Below are 15598 nucleotides of genomic sequence, written 5' to 3' on the forward strand. Positions count from 1 at the left end.
CCGGGGCAACAGAACGGATTCAGAGCCCGTAACGCAGCTTGAGCGTATCGGGGTGCGGATTGAGATAAACCTGCTCGGCGAGATAGGGATTGGGGTACTCGCGCAGGTAGTGACGGATCAAGGTGAGCGGCACCAGCAACGGGAAGATACCGGTGCGGTACTTGTCGATGGTATCGGCAAGCTCCTGCTTCTGGGCCGGGGTCAGCACCCGCTTGAAGTAGCCCTGCAGGTGCATCAGCACATTGGTGTGGCTGCGACGGTTGGCCCGCAGGGTCAGCGCCGTCATCAATCCCTTGATGTAGTTGTCGGCCACCTCCTGCAAATTGGTGGACTTGCCCAGATTGCCGAGCAGCTTGCCAAGCGCCCGGTAGTGGGTGGTGGCGTGGGAGAGCACCAGATACTTGTAGCGGGAGTGGAAGCGGATCAGCGCAGAGGCGGTGATGCCGCGGGCGCAGAGCTGCTGCCAGTCGTGGTAGGCAAAGACCCGCAGCACGAAGTTCTCGCGCAGGATGGGGTCGCACAGGCGGCCATCCTCTTCCACCGGCAGCAGGGGGTTGGCCTCCATCAATGCCTTGGCAAAGAGGCCGATCCCCTCCTTGGCGCTCCCCTCGTTGTTGGCGCCATAGACCTTGACCCGCTCCATACCGCAACTGGGTGATTTGGCACAGAGGATATAACCGGAGATGAAGTCAAGCTGGCGTGCCTTCTGCTCGCTGAAGGCGATCAGCTTTTCGGTGACATCGAAGCTACCGTTGCTCGCCTCGGCACGGATCTCGCCGTTGCGCTTGACCAGCCGGATGGCGGCACGGGGCGCCCCCAGACCGATAGCCATCTCGGGACAGACGGGGTGATAGTCAAAGTGAGCGCCAAGATCCCGTTCGCAGAAGCTGGAGCGCTTGTGGCCCCCATCGAAACGTACCTCTTGTCCCAGCAGGCAGGCACTGATACCGACTTTAATCTTGTACATGATGACGCCCCTTGTATAAGCATTGATTCAGTTATAGCAGTTATACAAAAAAATGAAAGTTGTATAACTATTTGCGACTGATACGACACAAGGAGAAAAAAGGGATCACCGGAAAAAGAAAAAACCCATGGCGAACGCCATGGGTAAAAGTCAAGACACTACGGACTACGGGAAGGGGGATTAGAAGCTGTACTTCACACCCAGGCTGGAGATGGAACCTTTTTGCAGATCCCAGTTGCGATAGGTGTAATCGGCAGTCAGCGCCCAGTTCTGGTTGAGCTTGTAGGCACCGCCCACCTTGAAGTCGTGCATATCGTCGGTCATGTTGGCGTAGCGATAAGCGGTAGAGAGCTCGATGTCGCCGATGTCGTAGCGCAAGCCCACTTCACCGTACATGCTGCCGCTATCCTTGCGAGCCACTTCGTCCCATCCCTTGTTGTTCTTGGCCAGCTCACGCTCAAGTTGATAGCCCATCAAACCGGTTTCGCCATAGAGATTGAGTCCTGTGCTCAGCGGGGTAAAGACACCGATACCCAGGCTGGAAATGGACATGCTGTCATTGCCGTCGTTGCGGGAGGTGAATTCGGTTCCGGCACGACCGTAGAAGTTGGAGCCAAAGCTCTTTGAGAGGTCCAGGCTCAGACCACCAAAATCACGGGTACCTTTGCTGGCAGCATCACGGGGAAATGCAGCGCTGTCTTGGCTAAGGTAATCAGACTTGGTGTGCGCCCAGGTCAAACCGCCCTTTGCGTAGCTGAACGCATCCTGTGCCAGAGCGGAAGTAGAGGCGAAACCGGCCAGAACCAGAAGAGATACAGTTGCTTTTTTCATGATGATAACTCCATGTGATTGGGCCCGTTGCTAGCGAGCTGGTATGGAGTCATTGTGCAGTCAGCATCCCGGCTTGCCGAGCGGCAAGCTATTGCAAAACCATGTCAGATGTAAGCAGATATTTCCCGAGATGTCAGGGGTAACAAATTGCCGGCCCAAGCGGTTTGCATGGGCCGGACAACACCAAATCAGCGGAAGACCACCTCATCAATTTCGACCCTGACCAAGGGCTGCCCGGTCAATCCGGCAGGACGGGGGATCTCGAGTGCCAGCGACGGACGGACTTGCCCCTTGCGCAGATAGGTCTCCGGCAAGCGATTCTCGGCGACCCAGAAACGGGCTTCCTGACGGCTCAGCTGCACTCCGTCAGCACTGAACAGAGTCACCATGCCGCGCACCCCGACCACATTGCGGCTGCCGGTATTGCTCACCATAAAGGTCAGCGCCAACGGATCAGACCCCTCGAGCTTGTCCAGCTTGACCACCACACCGTCGCGTGCCGCTTGTGACAGCAATTCGGGGTTGGCCTTGGCCTGCTCGGTCAGTACCGGTGCTGCAACCGCCACCACGGCCCCCGCTTTCCCATCAGCAGCCATACCCTGCACGGGTTCGGCCGGTTTGACCACCAGATACTCCCAGGTAAAGTCATCGTTGAGCTGAACCTGCCGACCATCGGGCAGCGTCACCTGAGAAAGAGGGGCAGCCTGCGCCAACACGGGGGAGAGGCACAGGGCAATCAGCAGACGGGAGAAGGGTTTCATAGGGCGAAGCTCGACAACAGGTGAAAGGGCGACAGTATAAACAGTCCCGCCACCCCTTGCCTATGACAGCACTCACGTTCTGGCTCCGGCGTCGCTTGCCCACGGGCTAGATGGCAAGATCGTGCCGCTCTTTGTGCGCCATATCCAGAGTCACCAGATCGAACTCGGTCCTCTTGAGGGCAGAGAGAATATCCGATTGCATATCAAAGGCCTGAGCACGCTGATGCTCGGGCAGACGCACCCGGGCCAGGGTGGTAGAGCAGTCGCACAGGGTATGGAAAAAGACCTGCGCCTCATCCAGCCCCATGTCGGCCAGCATCTGTTCGGCCTGATCCACCATTCGTAGATAACGTTGCTTCAACTGCCGTGGATTGGTGAAGCGATTGCTGAGGCAACCGTTGCTCCCTTTGCCCCAACGACCGAGCTGACGCTTGTTGAAGCCATAGCGAAAATCACGGCTCATCACCCCGTTATCGGCAAAAAACCAGATGGTGTTGGCAGGCAGTGAGCCGAACTGGGCAAGATAGTCATCACGCTCCTCCACCGCGGCCGGAACCAGCAACGGCAGATGAGCCCATTCCGGACGAGCCTGCACATACTCACCAATGCGGCGAACCGGATCGATCAACCCCTCCATATTCGGCAGGCGATCGCAAAAGATGATTTCGTCACTCTTGATGACCCAGTGATCGATGCCATAACGCTGGCAATAACGGCGGGCTCGGGCCACTTCGCTGCGGCTGCGGGTCGGATTATCGAGGGTGATGGCGCGGATCTTGATCCCGCTGGCACGACACAGATCGATGCTGTAACAGGATTCCAACCGCCCCGAAAAAGAGACTATCAGCTCGTCAAAATTTGCCAGTCGCTCAATCAGCTGCAGCTCCCTGGCTTGAAAAGAGTGATCATATCCCTGATTCAAGACAACAACATTGGCATCCATTAAACAGCTCCGGATGATAAACAGGTGGCTTATTGTGCGGGAAACAAGCTGAATAGGCCCTTACAGAGTCAGGTTAAAATTAAAACTTGATGATTATTTCCCGTGATTTATCCGTAAAATCAACATCTTGAGCGTCGTACACTCGCAATCTGGCCTGATGTACCCGATGGGCTCGCAAAAAGCCCTGCGCCTGATCCAGCGAGGTGAAGGTCAGGTGCTCCCCCACGCTGTCTGTCAGACAGAGGTACTCCCCTTCCGCATCGATACAGAGCTGATAACCACTGCCATCCTTGCAGGCGATGATCAGGGTTGCCTCGGGATAGTGACTGAGCCAATTGCGAAACCGGCCATGCTCCATAGTACTCCTGGAGGGGCATCACCCCTTGTCGGTGACAGGCAAACTGTCCAGCTCACCCAGTTGCTGACGGCAACTCGCCACGTCGGTAAAGACGATCCCCCTGATGCCGAGGGCCTCGGCGGCCGCAATATTGGCGGGACTGTCATCAATAAAGATGCACTCTGCCGGTTTCAGATCGAACGACACCAGCAGATAGCGATAGATATCCGGCTCCGGCTTCATCATCCGTACCCGCGCCGACACCACCTTGCCGCTGAAAAAGCGCCAGAAATCCTGATGCTGCTCCAGCCAGTCGATGCTGGCGTGCCCCATGTTGGAGAGGGCATAGAGCGAATGGCCCGCTCCGTGCAGCTCGGCTATCAGGGTTAGCATAGCGGGATCTGGCAGCAGGGAAGCGGGAACTGCCTGTAAAATGGCCAGATTCTCCGCCGCAGAGAGGCCGGTGCGCGCTTGCGCTTCCCGGGCCATGTTGTGGAGCGACATGGTGCCTCTGTCTACCTCCAGCCAATCCGGGTGGTTAAAGAGCTGCTCGGCCAACTGTTCGGCCCCTTGCGGACCACGCACCGAACGCACTATACCTACCGGATCCCAGCTCACCACCACCCGTCCCAGATCGAAAATAATCGCCATCGTCTTTACCTCCCCCACTGGGTTGCAATCATCAAAACAGAGTCAATAGAACATCGCTTATACGCCATTTTCTTAACCGGATACCCTGCCCCCATCCCAGCCTGCGGGCAAGTTTTACTTGCATCAGACCGGCAAATCCCTTAATGGTTATGACGTTACTTCAAGGACACACCTATGCACGCACCATTCTTCTTTGCTTTCTCGTTTATCCGGCCCGCTTGAGGGAAGGCCTGTCGTCGTGTGAACAGAAAGCAAAGACGAATCGAGCCTCCCCTAGCGGAGGCTTTTTTTTGCATTAATATCAATCGATTACTTGGATAGGGAACAATCATGGCAACGCTCGACGAGATCAGACAAGACATCACCCGGTTGGATCAGGAGCTGCTTGCCCTGCTGGCGAAACGCAAGACCCTCAGCATCGAGGTCGCCCGTGCCAAGCAAGCCAACCCGCGCCCCATTCGTGACCACCAGCGGGAGCAGGAGCTGCTGGTCGCCCTGATCCAGAAAGGGCGCGTGCTTGGGTTGGATGCCCAGTACATCACTCGCATCTATCACACCATCATCGAAGACTCGGTGCTCTCCCAGCAGGCCTATCTGCAGAGCCTGCTCAACCCGGAGCAGCAGGAGCCGATGACCAGCGTCGCCTATCTGGGGCCGCGCGGTTCCTATTCCAGCCTGGCCGCACGCAAATATCTGGCGCGCTACAAGGATCAGGTGATCGAGGTGAACTGCCAGAATTTCCGCGAGGTGCTGGATGCGGTGGAATCGGGCCGTGCCGCCTTCGGGGTGCTGCCCATCGAGAACACCAGCTCGGGCTCCATCAACGAGGTATACGACGTGATGCAGCACACCAGCCTCTCCATCGTCGGTGAGCTGACCTACCCCATCGAGCACTGCATCCTCACCGCCGTGCCGACCGAGCTGGGCCGCATCAAGACCTTCTATGCCCACCCGCAGGTATTCCAGCAGTGCTCCCATTACCTCAGCAAGCTGGAAGGGGCACGCCACGAGATCTGCGACTCCTCCTCCAGCGCCATGATGAAGGTCAAAGAGCTGGCGAGCCCAGAGGCGGCGGCCATCGGCAGCGCGGCTGGCGGCGAGCTGTATGGGCTGGACGTGCTGGCCGAGCAGCTGGCCAACCAGAAGGAGAACTACAGCCGTTTCATCGTGGTGGCGCGCAAGCCCATCGACGTGGCACCGCAGATCCCGGCCAAGACCACCCTCATCATGTCCACCTCCCAGAAACCGGGCTCCCTGGTGGAGGCGCTGCTGGTGCTGCGCAGCAACGAGATCAACATGACCAAGCTCGAGTCCCGCCCGGTGCAGGGCAACCCCTGGGAGGAGATGTTCTACCTGGATGTCTCCGCCAACCTGCAGACCCCGGCGATGCAGGCTGCACTGGTGGAGCTGACCAAGATCACCCGCTATATCAAGGTGCTTGGCTGCTACCCGAGCGAGGATGTGAAACCCACCGCAGTGCCGCCGGTGCTGATGGGAAGCTAACCAGCCCACAACGACAAAAGGCGAGCACCCTGCTCGCCTTTTTTTGATGCCTGTTTTCAGGTCAGGCAATAACTCAGAACTGACCAGCCATCAGCTGATTGATGTTGTAGAGGGCGCGGGTATCGAGCTCCATCTCGGTGGCATAGGTGTTGCCGCGTGGATAAGAGGCCACCACCCGGGCACCGCGCACCACGCCTGCTACCGACACATCGAGCGAGTTGGAGGTCTGGGTCAAGTCACGATAGCTGCTCTGGCCGCGGACCTGCTGACCATTGAGCTGCTCGGCCAGCTCGCGATAAGCATCCATCTTTGAAGCGCGAATGGCTTGCAGCATCTTCTCCGGCTGGGAGGGGCCGGGCTGGATGTCGATCACCGCATAACCCACCGCCTTGAGCACCGGAAAATCATCGGGCTTGCCACCCTGGGTGTAATCCACCACCCGGTTACCGCTGCAACCGGTGAGCAAGAGTGCCAACAGGCAACCAAACAGGATCTTCATGACTCGCTCCTCACGGGGTCAGGTTGACCAGATGACCGCCCGGCCGGGCCTGACTGTCACGCATCAGATAACCGCGATTGATCGATGCCCGACCAAACGAATTGTTGGCACCGAACAGATATTTTTGCGGGATCAGGCTCTGGGCCGTGGTCTCCACCATCTTGGTGCGCATGTCGATAACGCGGGCATTGACCAGAATTCCCTTGCTGTTGCGGCTGAAGGTGCCGACCAGAATGCGGGAGATCGGCAAACGGGAAGAGAGCTCCTTATAGTTGCGGCTCAGCACGAAGTCCCCCTGCGGCGTCACCTTGATGCTACCGGTCAGCTTGAAGTCCACCACCACCTCGCCGCGACGATTGAGCTCGTAGATAAAGCTCTCCTCAATCTGCTGCCCCATCCAGTTGGTATCCTGCAGGGTATCGAGATCGACGAAAGAGGCCACCGCGATGGGTTCGGTCAGGGTGGTCAGCGATTTGCGCTCCATCAGCTGATCGGTCATGCGCGCCACCAGCCAGTTGAGTTCCATCCCCTGCGCCGCCTGGCGGGGGTCACCCTGATCCCGATTGATAGGGTCGGAGCCACACCCGGTCAATGCCAGGGCGAGCGCCAACGCCGTGATGAGTTTGTTCATGGATACCTTTCCTGTATCTGCACCTGACTTATTATCGGACGCGCCGGACAAAGCTTGAGCCGGGAATGAGGCATGATTCTTGCTTTTTAATGGACATCGTCAGCGCCAACGTGCGCTGCCACTTGGAACATGTTGTGATCCATGTCGGCCAGCAAGCGCCATTTCCTCAAAATGGCTCGGCTGCCCGCCAACTCAAGGTATCTGCTATGAAATTACCGCTGCTGTTGACCCTGCTGCTGGCCAGCCTGAGCGCCCGAGCCGAGCTTATAGAAGCGCAGGGCAGCGCCGCCATTCTGGGGGGCGATGAGGTCTATGCCCGCGAGCAGGCGACCCGCGACGCCCTGCGTCAGGCGCTGCTGGCCAGCGGCGCGGCCGTTTCCAGCGTCCAGCGTCTGGAAAATGGCAGCCTTCGCTCCGAGCAGATCCAGATCCGCTCCGGCGGCGACATTCGCCAGTACCGGCTCAAGCGGGAAGAGGTGCGCAACGGCCGCATGTATATCACACTAGTGGCCGACATTCAGGCCGAGCGCCAGATCTGCCAGACCCAGCACTTCGCCAAGGATTTGACACTGGTGAGGCTGCGGATGCGCTATCCGGACCAAGCCAGCTACGGCGCCATGGACGACATGCCGGAAAACCTCTCGCGACGACTGTTCGAGACTCTCGCCAACGCGCCGCAAGGGGTCGCGGTGCGCCAGTGGCTGGATGAAAACCTGCGCATCGATCCGCTCCATCTGCAACAGGGGGATCGCAGCGCCCTCGAGGAGATCAAGGCGCTCAGCCTGCGTACCGACAGCCAGTATCTGGTGCTCGGCAGCATCGACGATCTCTCCATCGAGCCGCAAGGCAACCAGCTGACCAGCTGGTATGAGGATCCCGTGCGCAACTTTCGCATGCAGCTCTACCTGTTTGATGGCATCAACGGCACTCTGGTCAACCGCAAGGTCTACGAAGGGCGCGCCACCTGGACCTTTGGCAAGCGGGAGCAAGTGGGCAGCAGCAGCGGCCAGTTCTGGCAGTCAAGTTATGGCCAGGAGGTCAACTACCAGTTGCAACAGGCAGCTCAGGATCTGGTAGCCCAGCTCACCTGCGCCCCGGTCACCGCCCGGGTGGTCGGCCAGAACGAACGCGGCCCCTACATCAATCTGGGACGACGCAACGGCGTCAAGCTCGGCGACCAGTTCAGGATCCAGCACAATGCCGACTTCATCGACCCCTACGGCAAGTCCCGCATGATGCGTAACCCGGCCGACGGCCTGTTTGAGGTAGTACAGGTATTCGACGATGGCGCCATCATCAGCAGCCAGAACAAATATTCGCCGTTTAACATCCAGAATGGGGATTTGGCTGTATTGGAATAGGTGCCAGAGAGTTACCGGCGCTTACGGCATCTCCCGAGTTTCCCGTTGTTATGGTTCACCAGTGGATTGGTATCGGTCAGTTTCCCAACACCTGACGCAACCTCTCCTGCGCAACGCCCACCAGCAGGTCGGGCTGGAACTTGGAGATAAAGCGATCACAACCCACCTTCTTGACCATGGCTTCGTTGAAGTTGCCGCTCAGGGAGGTATTGAGGGTAATAAAGAGATCGGACATGCGCGGATCACTGCGCACCTCGTGGGTCAGCCGGTAGCCGTCCATCTCAGGCATCTCGGCATCGGTGATCATCAGCAGGATCTCGTTGGTCACCTTCTTGCCAGCATCGCACCACCCCTTGAGCAGGGTCAGCGCCTGCAAGCCATCCTGACACTCGATAACCTCGAGTCCCAGCTGGCCAAGAGTCTCACGCACCTGGGTGCGGGCGGTGCTGGAATCATCGACGATCAGCACCTTGCGGCCGTGCATCTCGGGCAGGATCTCCCGATCCAGCACCTCTTCGGAGATGCGGATGTCATAGGTGATGATCTCCGCCAACACCTTCTCCACATCAATGATCTCGACAATCTGATCGACGCCATCTTCCGGAATGCGGGTGATGGCGGTGAGGTAATTGGCGCGCCCGGCGGAGCGCGGCGGTGGCAAGATATCCTTCCAGGTCATGTTGACGATATTGGCCACCTGCCCCACCAGAAAGCCCTGAATGGTGCGGTTGTATTCGGTGATGATGAGGTTTGATTCACTGTCGATGGGCATGGGGCGCATACCAATGGCACTGCGCAGGTTGATCACCGGGATCGAGGTGCCGCGGATATTGGCCACCCCGCTGATATTGTGATGGGAGCCCGGCATCTTGCTGAGATGGGGCAACTTCACCACTTCCCTCACCTTGAAGACGTTGATGGCGAACATCTGGCGGGTGCCGAGACGAAACATCAACAACTCAAGGCGGTTTTCCCCCACCAGTTGAGTTCGTTGATCAACGGAATCCAATATACTCGCCATACGCTGATATCCATCTGATTATTAATCGACTCTAGTATAGAGGCTGCCTGCCAGGAAGGGCAGGCGCATTTTCAACCAGAGTGACCAACCAGATAAAAAAAGTGAGGCCGAAGCCTCACTTATATCATTGATTTTAAAGTCAATAACTACAGACAGACTTCCAACTGCCGTCGCTTGCCTTGGGCTCGCTGCTGGTCCACCAGTTGGCCTGCCACACCGTCTTGTTATGGGTGATGCGATCACCACCATTGGCATGATCCCCCTGCGGCCAGTTCGGGTAAGCCTTGTAGGAGGCCGGGTTGACGTTCTGGCTGCTGCAGGTGGCGCCGCCCGGGTTCTCACCGCCACCATTGCTGCCCAGCACGGCCTCCGGCAGGGTCGGGAACTCAGCCTTGAGGCCCGCGGTCTGGGTGCCGCTGATGATGCGGATTCCGCTCGGTACACCGGCGGCCGGCAGATAGTAGGTCATCGCCACTTCCACGTCGCTGCCCGGCGCCCAGGCCTTCCAGGTCGGCAGCGTAAAGGCCGCCTTGTGGAAGTCCTTCTCGTTGGCGATACCGTCGGAGTTCTGGTTGCCACCGCTCTCCACCACTTTCAGCCCCATCCCGCTCTGGTCGGTGATGGTGTCGGAGGTGGAGGTGGGCACCAGGAACTCGATGCGAGTACCACCCGGAATGGTCTGGGTCGAGTTGTTGGTGAGCTTCAGGGTCGGGTTGACCGGGTAGTTGGAATCCCCCTCCTTGAAGCCGGAGAGGCTCACCACGATGTCGAGCTGGGCAGTTGGCGCCGCCAGATCGTTTTGCCTGGTGTCGTACTTGGTCGCCTTGGCGAACTTGTCGTAGGCGAGCGTGGTCAGGGTATCCCCCATTCCGTACTCGTTCTTGGCCGGATCGAAGGCGTAGTCACCCGCCATCTCCCAGAACATGACCCCGCCCAAGCCCCGCTTGATGATGTAGTCGAGCTTGTGGCCCATGGAGTCTTCATCTTCGGTTGAGAGGAACACCTTCTTCTCTTCATTCCACAACCAGGGCGCCTGCGCCTTGTCATCGTAGTAACGCACGTACTTGCCCTGCATCACGTGAGCCGGGTTGTTGGGATCCAGACCCCAGGCCTGACCGTAGCTCGGCATGGTGGTGATACCCAGGCTGGCGGCATTCTCCAGGTTCTTGGCGTGCCACATGGGTACGGCACCACCGCCGATCTCCTTGCCGTTCTTGTCGAGATCATGCCAGATGTTGTCGATACCGACCGCCCCGTTGCCGCACGGAATGGTGCTGCCACCGGTACCCGGCTGACAATCGCTCTGGCTCGGCAGGGCTGCCTTGCCGGCCAGGCCGTGAGTGCCACCGCTGACCCCTTGCCAGCCACGGGTGTAGTAAGGCACGCCCACGTTGATCTTGCCAGCCGCTAGGGCACCACGGAAGTAGTGGGCAGACCAGGCCGCGTTGAGGTAGCCGATACCGCCAAACTGGCTCTGGGTATAGACGCCCCAGTGGGCAAGTTCGGCATCTGCCTTGTTGTCGAACAGGGCGGCGTTGTGACCGACGAAATGGTTCCAGGCGCCGTGGAAGTCGTAGGTCATCAGGTTGACGTAGTCGAGGTACTGGGTGACCTGGAAGTTCTCCATGCCGCGCAGCAGGTAGGCCGAGGCCGGCGAGGCGATGGTCAGCATATACTTGCGACCATCCTCGCTGCCGGCGCTGTCGAGCTTGCTGCGCAGAGTCTGCATCAGCACCTTGTAGTTGGCAAACAGCTTGCCACGGCACTGGTTGGAGAGCGGGAAGTCGTTGGGGTTGCCCGCATCCTTCATCGAGGTGGGGTATTCGTAGTCGATATCGACCCCATCAAAGCCGTACTGGCGGATAAAACTCACCGCCGAATCAGCCAGGGTGTTGATACCGGCAGTATTGACCGAGCAGTCACCCTTGGTGGTGGCGGTATAGAAGCCGCGGGTATCGGCCCAGCCCCCCACCGAGATCAGGGTCTTCACGTCCGGATACTGCTTCTTGTACTTCGACAGCAGGTTGAAGTGGCCCTTGTAGGCAAACTCCGGATCCATCTCGGCACCCGGCACGCCATCCCAGGTCATCTTGGTCGCCGAGTCATCCACCTTGATGGTGTGGCTCTGCTCGTCCACCGCCGCGAAGGCGTAGTTGATGTGGGTGATCTTGCTCCACGGAATGTCGCTCACCAGATAGGCGGGCAGACCGTTCTTGCCAGTGCGCCAGGAGGTGAAGTAGCCGATGACCCGGCGGGCATGGTCATCCCCCATGCACTCGTAACCATCCGGGCGATAGATCTGGCGAATGTCACAAGAGAGGTTGCCACCGGTGGGCGGCAGCGCTGCCTCCTCGACAGTGACGGTCACCGCTGCTGACTCGCCGCTCAGATTGGTCTTGTCAGTGGCCACCAGCTTGAGGGCGGCACTCCCTTTGGCATCCGGTGTCCAGTTCACCTGCCAGGGGGCACTGGTATCTTCGCCCACCTTCTTGCCGTCGACATAGAGCTCGACTTTGGCCACATCGTTGTTGGCATCGGTGACGTTGCCGCTCACCGCCACACTGCGACCCAGCGTCACCTTGGCTCCATTGGCCGGGCTGCTGATGCTCGCCTTGGGCGCCTCTGGCGCCACCACGGCGGCGACGTTGAAGCTCGAATCCGCCTCGCTCAGCACTTTGCCATCTTTATCCAGCGCGCGAGCTTTGAGGGTATGGCCTCCCACTCCGGCGGCGCTCCAGCTGGCACTCCATGGCGAGGCGCTCGCCGTGGCGACCAGCTTGCCGTCGACAAGATATTCCACCCGGGCCAAGGCCGTTACCGGGCCGCTCAGGGTCACTGCCAGCGCCACGCTGGCTCCTTCGTTGAAGCTGGCACCGGCAGCCGGTGAGCTGACTGCCACACCGAGCGCAGGAGGGGGCACCTCGCCACCATAGGGCTTCCAGGCATCTGCCCAGACCACACCTACCCCCGGCTCATAGTGATAGGGGGATGCCCCGCACCAGCCTGAATAGGGAAATTCTTTGCACTCGTAGAGGGCACCGACGTTGCTGACGATATCGCCAGCCTTGTAGGCAGTACCTGATTTATAGGCGGGATAAGCGGCCTGAGCCCAGGCGGGCGCAGCCGCAAGGGCGACCAGCATGGCAAGCCTGCTGGGTCTGAAGAGCTGTTGCATATTGTTATCTTCCTTGTTTTGTCTTGGCATTGGTCACCAAGGCAAAGAACAATCGCAACCTGCATGATGGGCGCAGACAACTGGCAATGGACCTGCCACAAAAACCACCCCTCACCCAGGGAAACCCCGCTATCTGGATCCACGATCGAGACCGGAAGCATTGCGCCCCGACATCACTGCCGGTTTGCCCTTTACCTGGGTTCCGTGAGGAACGAACCCAGTATAGGAAGGCGACAAGATCCCCTCAATCTTTATTCTCAAAGAGAATTATCCCCTGCCACAAAAGCGTCATGATCACAGGGTTAGAATTGATTGAATTATCAAAAAAATCATACTGTTACTGGGATCATAAAAACGCTTTTCCTCATCTTCCCAGATTCGTTTAATGTGCGTTGGCTCACTGGTATGACATGCCAGAAATGTGACAATGCGCGCCCTTGGTCAACGAGCCAAGGCTATGGAATCACTGGCAAAAATAAAAAAGGAACACCTATGAAAGGTACTCGTACCCTGCTGTCGCTGGCCGTGGGGCTGGCACTTGCATCCTCAGGTGCCCATGCGGCATTTGTCTGCCCGTCCGATCCGGCTCAACTCACCCCCATCCCGACCATTCAGGGCACAGGCTCCGCCAGCGCGCTGGCCACCCAGACCGTGACCGACAAGAACGGCAATGTGACCGGTAAAATCAGCACGGGCACCTTCAACGTTCGCGGTATCGTGACAACGCTGGGCCAAAGTCTGACCAAGGGTTTCTATCTGACCGACCCGGTGGGTGATGGCAATCCGGCCACCTCTGATGGCATCTTTGTCTATCTGAACGACAAGGAGTTTGCGACCAACTATGCCGACATCAAACCGGGGGCAGAACTCTGCCTTGAAGCCAAGGTCGAGGAGTATTACGGCGGCACCCAGCTCAAACCCACCTTCGAATCCAGCAAAGCCCGCCTGCAGGTCACAGCGCAAGGACTGGCGGTGCCGACCAGCGTACTGCAGGTCAATGAAGGGGAGACGCTGGCTCAAGCGCTCAATCGCCACGAAGGGATGCGGGTACGTCTCGACAGCAGCAGTGACCTGCACCTGACCCGCAACTATGGCTTCGACTACAAGGTCTATCGCAACAACGTAGAGTTGGCCCACAAAACCCCGCTGATCAAACCGACCCAACTTCATGTTGCCAACAGTGCGGACGCTGTCGCACTGGCCACCCAAAATGGCAGCAACCGTCTGGTGGTTGAGTCTGATTACAAAGCACCGGATGGCGTACTGCCCTGGTTCCCGAGCTGGGATGCCGATCAGGGATATCTGCGCATCGGTGATCAACTGACCGGGCTGGAGGGGGTGATCGTATACAACAAGGATGCCTTCCGTCTGGTAGTACCGAGCGATATCACCCTGACTGCCGGTGCTCTGCTGCGTAGCCCTGAAGAGGATCGTCAAGACGCGCCAGCTCGCCTCGCTGGCAGCGATCTGCGGATCGGCAGCTTCAACGTACTCAACTACTTCACCAGTCACTCCAGCATTGGCGGCGCACTCAATATCCTGTGCAAGGATCAGGCGGATGCCGACAACGCCAAAGGTTGCAACCGGGGTGCCAAGAGCCAGCCCGAGTTCGAGAAGCAGCGCACCAAGATCGTCAATGCCATTACCGCAATGGATGTCGATCTGCTCGGCCTGATGGAGATGGAGAACAACGGCTTCGAGGATAACTCGGCCCTCAACAATCTGGTGACCCGCCTCAACGAACAGCAGAAGGATGCGAGCAAACACTACGCCTATGTGCGTCTGCCGGTCACTACCCTTACCGATGGCAAGTTCTTCGGCGGAGACGCCATCATGGTGGCGATGATCTACCGTCCTGCCCTGCTCACCCCCAGCGGAGATGCCAGCGTCATCAAGCTGCCGGAGCAGCGCTACACCACAGGTGGTGTGGCCAAGACAGCCGGTCAGCGCGATTCTCTGGTTCAGACCTTCACCCTCGCCAAGAGCAAGGAGCCGCTGACGCTGGTGGTCAACCACCTCAAATCCAAGGGGTCAGGCTGCTACGAAAATGGCGATGGCAAGACAGAACCGGCCGACCTGCAGGGCAAGTGCACCGAGTTCCGGGTCTCTGCCGCCAAGGTGCTGGGTGAGGCGGTCAGCAAACTGCCGGGCCAGGTGCTGCTGGTGGGCGACTTCAACTCCTACGCCAAGGAAGATCCGATCCGGGTGCTGACCGACTACAACCCGGCCACCAGCGAGCGGAAGATCGTATCGGCCTCCCACACCTTTATCGGTGAGCAGCCCTATGAACAGCTCGGTCGCGAAGTGACTCGCAGCTACGGCCTGATCGATCTCAACGTCAAATTCAACAAGGAGAAAGCCATCTCCTACAGCTACGACGGGGAGCTGGGCACCCTGGACTACGCCCTCGCCAACCCGGCGCTGGCCAGCAAGGTGGCAGGTGTCGCCGACTGGCACATCAACTCCTTCGAGAGCTCCCTGTTCGAATACGGCAGCCAGTACACCGGCACATTGCTCAAGTCTGACAACCCCTTCAGTGCCTCCGACCATGATCCCATCATCGTCGACCTGAGACTGGAGAGCGATGCCACCAAACCGGACACCTCCTCAGGCGGTGGTGCGCTGGGACTCGGCCTGCTAGCCCTGTTGCCACTGGCCTGGCGACGTCGCCGTTAACCACAGGCGCATTTGAATAGTGCAAGCAAAGCCCGCGACTCTCGCGGGCTTTTTCATTCAGGTCATTGGATTTACAAATGAAAGGCGCGGACGTATGGAGAAAATAAATGATGGAGAAAACAAAAAGGCCACCGCGATGCGGTGGCCTTTTTGCTTCTTGTAACAAGAATTTGGTGGAGCTACGCGGGATCGAACCGCGGACCTCTTGCATGCCATGCAAGCGCTCTCCCAGCTGAGCTATA

At 58.6% G+C, this 15598-nt stretch carries 13 protein-coding genes, 1 riboswitch and 1 other annotated feature; of the genes, 3 read left to right on the forward strand and 10 right to left on the reverse strand.

The genetic code is table 11. The features are described 5' to 3' along the window. Positions 1–19: 19 nt before the first annotated feature. The 6 genes from G5229_RS17110 to G5229_RS17135 all read right to left on the reverse strand — a co-directional run bounded on the left by G5229_RS17110 (position 20) and on the right by G5229_RS17135 (position 4490). Positions 20–967 (reverse strand): YbgA family protein, encoded by a 948-nt coding sequence (locus tag G5229_RS17110; protein WP_005343644.1) that lies wholly within the window; start codon positions 965–967, stop codon positions 20–22. 180 nt (positions 968–1147) lie between these two features. After that, on the reverse strand, positions 1148–1798 hold the full coding sequence (locus tag G5229_RS17115) for an outer membrane beta-barrel protein (RefSeq protein WP_216951918.1): 651 nt from the start codon (positions 1796–1798) through the stop codon (positions 1148–1150). Between the two features lie 188 nt (positions 1799–1986). Continuing rightward, positions 1987–2559: a DUF3157 family protein gene (locus G5229_RS17120; protein ID WP_216951919.1), complete on the reverse strand. Its 573-nt coding sequence runs from the start codon at positions 2557–2559 to the stop codon at positions 1987–1989. Positions 2560–2665: 106 nt separating this feature from the next. Beyond that, the gene (locus G5229_RS17125; RefSeq protein WP_227341232.1) at positions 2666–3502 is read right to left on the reverse strand and encodes a hypothetical protein; all 837 of its coding nucleotides are present in this window, start codon (positions 3500–3502) and stop codon (positions 2666–2668) included. 79 nt (positions 3503–3581) lie between these two features. After that, the gene (locus G5229_RS17130) at positions 3582–3860 is read right to left on the reverse strand and encodes a DUF6482 family protein (protein ID WP_421209771.1); all 279 of its coding nucleotides are present in this window, start codon (positions 3858–3860) and stop codon (positions 3582–3584) included. Positions 3861–3878: 18 nt separating this feature from the next. After that, a complete protein-coding gene (locus G5229_RS17135; RefSeq protein ID WP_421172771.1) occupies positions 3879–4490 on the reverse strand; it encodes an HAD family hydrolase in 612 nt (203 codons plus the stop codon). Between the two features lie 170 nt (positions 4491–4660). Next, positions 4661–4782: a sequence feature (Phe leader region), on the forward strand. A gap of 38 nt (positions 4783–4820) precedes the next feature. On the opposite strand from G5229_RS17135, the gene pheA reads away from it, so the two are divergent. Next, a complete protein-coding gene (pheA, locus tag G5229_RS17140) occupies positions 4821–5993 on the forward strand; it encodes a prephenate dehydratase (protein WP_421209773.1) in 1173 nt (390 codons plus the stop codon). A gap of 73 nt (positions 5994–6066) precedes the next feature. Here the strand turns inward: pheA and G5229_RS17145 are convergent, their stop codons facing one another. Then, a complete protein-coding gene (locus tag G5229_RS17145) occupies positions 6067–6492 on the reverse strand; it encodes an LPP20 family lipoprotein (RefSeq protein ID WP_064338605.1) in 426 nt (141 codons plus the stop codon). Positions 6493–6502: 10 nt separating this feature from the next. Next, on the reverse strand, positions 6503–7123 hold the full coding sequence (locus G5229_RS17150) for a FlgO family outer membrane protein (RefSeq protein WP_005338718.1): 621 nt from the start codon (positions 7121–7123) through the stop codon (positions 6503–6505). 206 nt (positions 7124–7329) lie between these two features. On the opposite strand from G5229_RS17150, the gene G5229_RS17155 reads away from it, so the two are divergent. Then, on the forward strand, positions 7330–8484 hold the full coding sequence (locus G5229_RS17155) for a flagellar assembly protein FlgT (protein WP_058058270.1): 1155 nt from the start codon (positions 7330–7332) through the stop codon (positions 8482–8484). 76 nt (positions 8485–8560) lie between these two features. Here G5229_RS17155 and G5229_RS17160 read toward each other — a convergent pair whose 3' ends face one another. After that, positions 8561–9505: a chemotaxis protein CheV gene (locus tag G5229_RS17160; protein ID WP_216951924.1), complete on the reverse strand. Its 945-nt coding sequence runs from the start codon at positions 9503–9505 to the stop codon at positions 8561–8563. A 139-nt stretch (positions 9506–9644) separates the two neighbouring features. Then, positions 9645–12680, reverse strand: coding sequence for a glycosyl hydrolase family 18 protein (locus tag G5229_RS17165; protein WP_421209775.1), 3036 nt, complete (start codon positions 12678–12680; stop codon positions 9645–9647). A gap of 116 nt (positions 12681–12796) precedes the next feature. Then, positions 12797–12879: riboswitch (cyclic di-GMP riboswitch) on the reverse strand. Positions 12880–13172: 293 nt separating this feature from the next. On the opposite strand from G5229_RS17165, the gene G5229_RS17170 reads away from it, so the two are divergent. Further along, a complete protein-coding gene (locus tag G5229_RS17170; RefSeq protein WP_421209776.1) occupies positions 13173–15356 on the forward strand; it encodes an ExeM/NucH family extracellular endonuclease in 2184 nt (727 codons plus the stop codon). Positions 15357–15598 lie beyond the last annotated feature (242 nt).

The organism is Aeromonas sp. 602396 (assembly GCF_049173735.1).
GTDB lineage: Bacteria > Pseudomonadota > Gammaproteobacteria > Enterobacterales > Aeromonadaceae > Aeromonas > Aeromonas veronii_A.

Coding starts and splice junctions, on each gene's coding strand:
- G5229_RS17160 (WP_216951924.1), bottom strand. CDS start 9,505: ATGGCGAGTATATTGGATTCCGTTGATCAACGAACTCAACTGGTGGGG.
- G5229_RS17155 (WP_058058270.1), top strand. CDS start 7,330: ATGAAATTACCGCTGCTGTTGACCCTGCTGCTGGCCAGCCTGAGCGCC.
- G5229_RS17120 (WP_216951919.1), bottom strand. CDS start 2,559: ATGAAACCCTTCTCCCGTCTGCTGATTGCCCTGTGCCTCTCCCCCGTG.
- G5229_RS17110 (WP_005343644.1), bottom strand. CDS start 967: ATGTACAAGATTAAAGTCGGTATCAGTGCCTGCCTGCTGGGACAAGAG.
- G5229_RS17165 (WP_421209775.1), bottom strand. CDS start 12,680: ATGCAACAGCTCTTCAGACCCAGCAGGCTTGCCATGCTGGTCGCCCTT.
- G5229_RS17150 (WP_005338718.1), bottom strand. CDS start 7,123: ATGAACAAACTCATCACGGCGTTGGCGCTCGCCCTGGCATTGACCGGG.
- G5229_RS17130 (WP_421209771.1), bottom strand. CDS start 3,860: ATGGAGCATGGCCGGTTTCGCAATTGGCTCAGTCACTATCCCGAGGCA.
- G5229_RS17125 (WP_227341232.1), bottom strand. CDS start 3,502: ATGGATGCCAATGTTGTTGTCTTGAATCAGGGATATGATCACTCTTTT.
- pheA (WP_421209773.1), top strand. CDS start 4,821: ATGGCAACGCTCGACGAGATCAGACAAGACATCACCCGGTTGGATCAG.
- G5229_RS17115 (WP_216951918.1), bottom strand. CDS start 1,798: ATGAAAAAAGCAACTGTATCTCTTCTGGTTCTGGCCGGTTTCGCCTCT.
- G5229_RS17135 (WP_421172771.1), bottom strand. CDS start 4,490: ATGGCGATTATTTTCGATCTGGGACGGGTGGTGGTGAGCTGGGATCCG.
- G5229_RS17170 (WP_421209776.1), top strand. CDS start 13,173: ATGAAAGGTACTCGTACCCTGCTGTCGCTGGCCGTGGGGCTGGCACTT.
- G5229_RS17145 (WP_064338605.1), bottom strand. CDS start 6,492: ATGAAGATCCTGTTTGGTTGCCTGTTGGCACTCTTGCTCACCGGTTGC.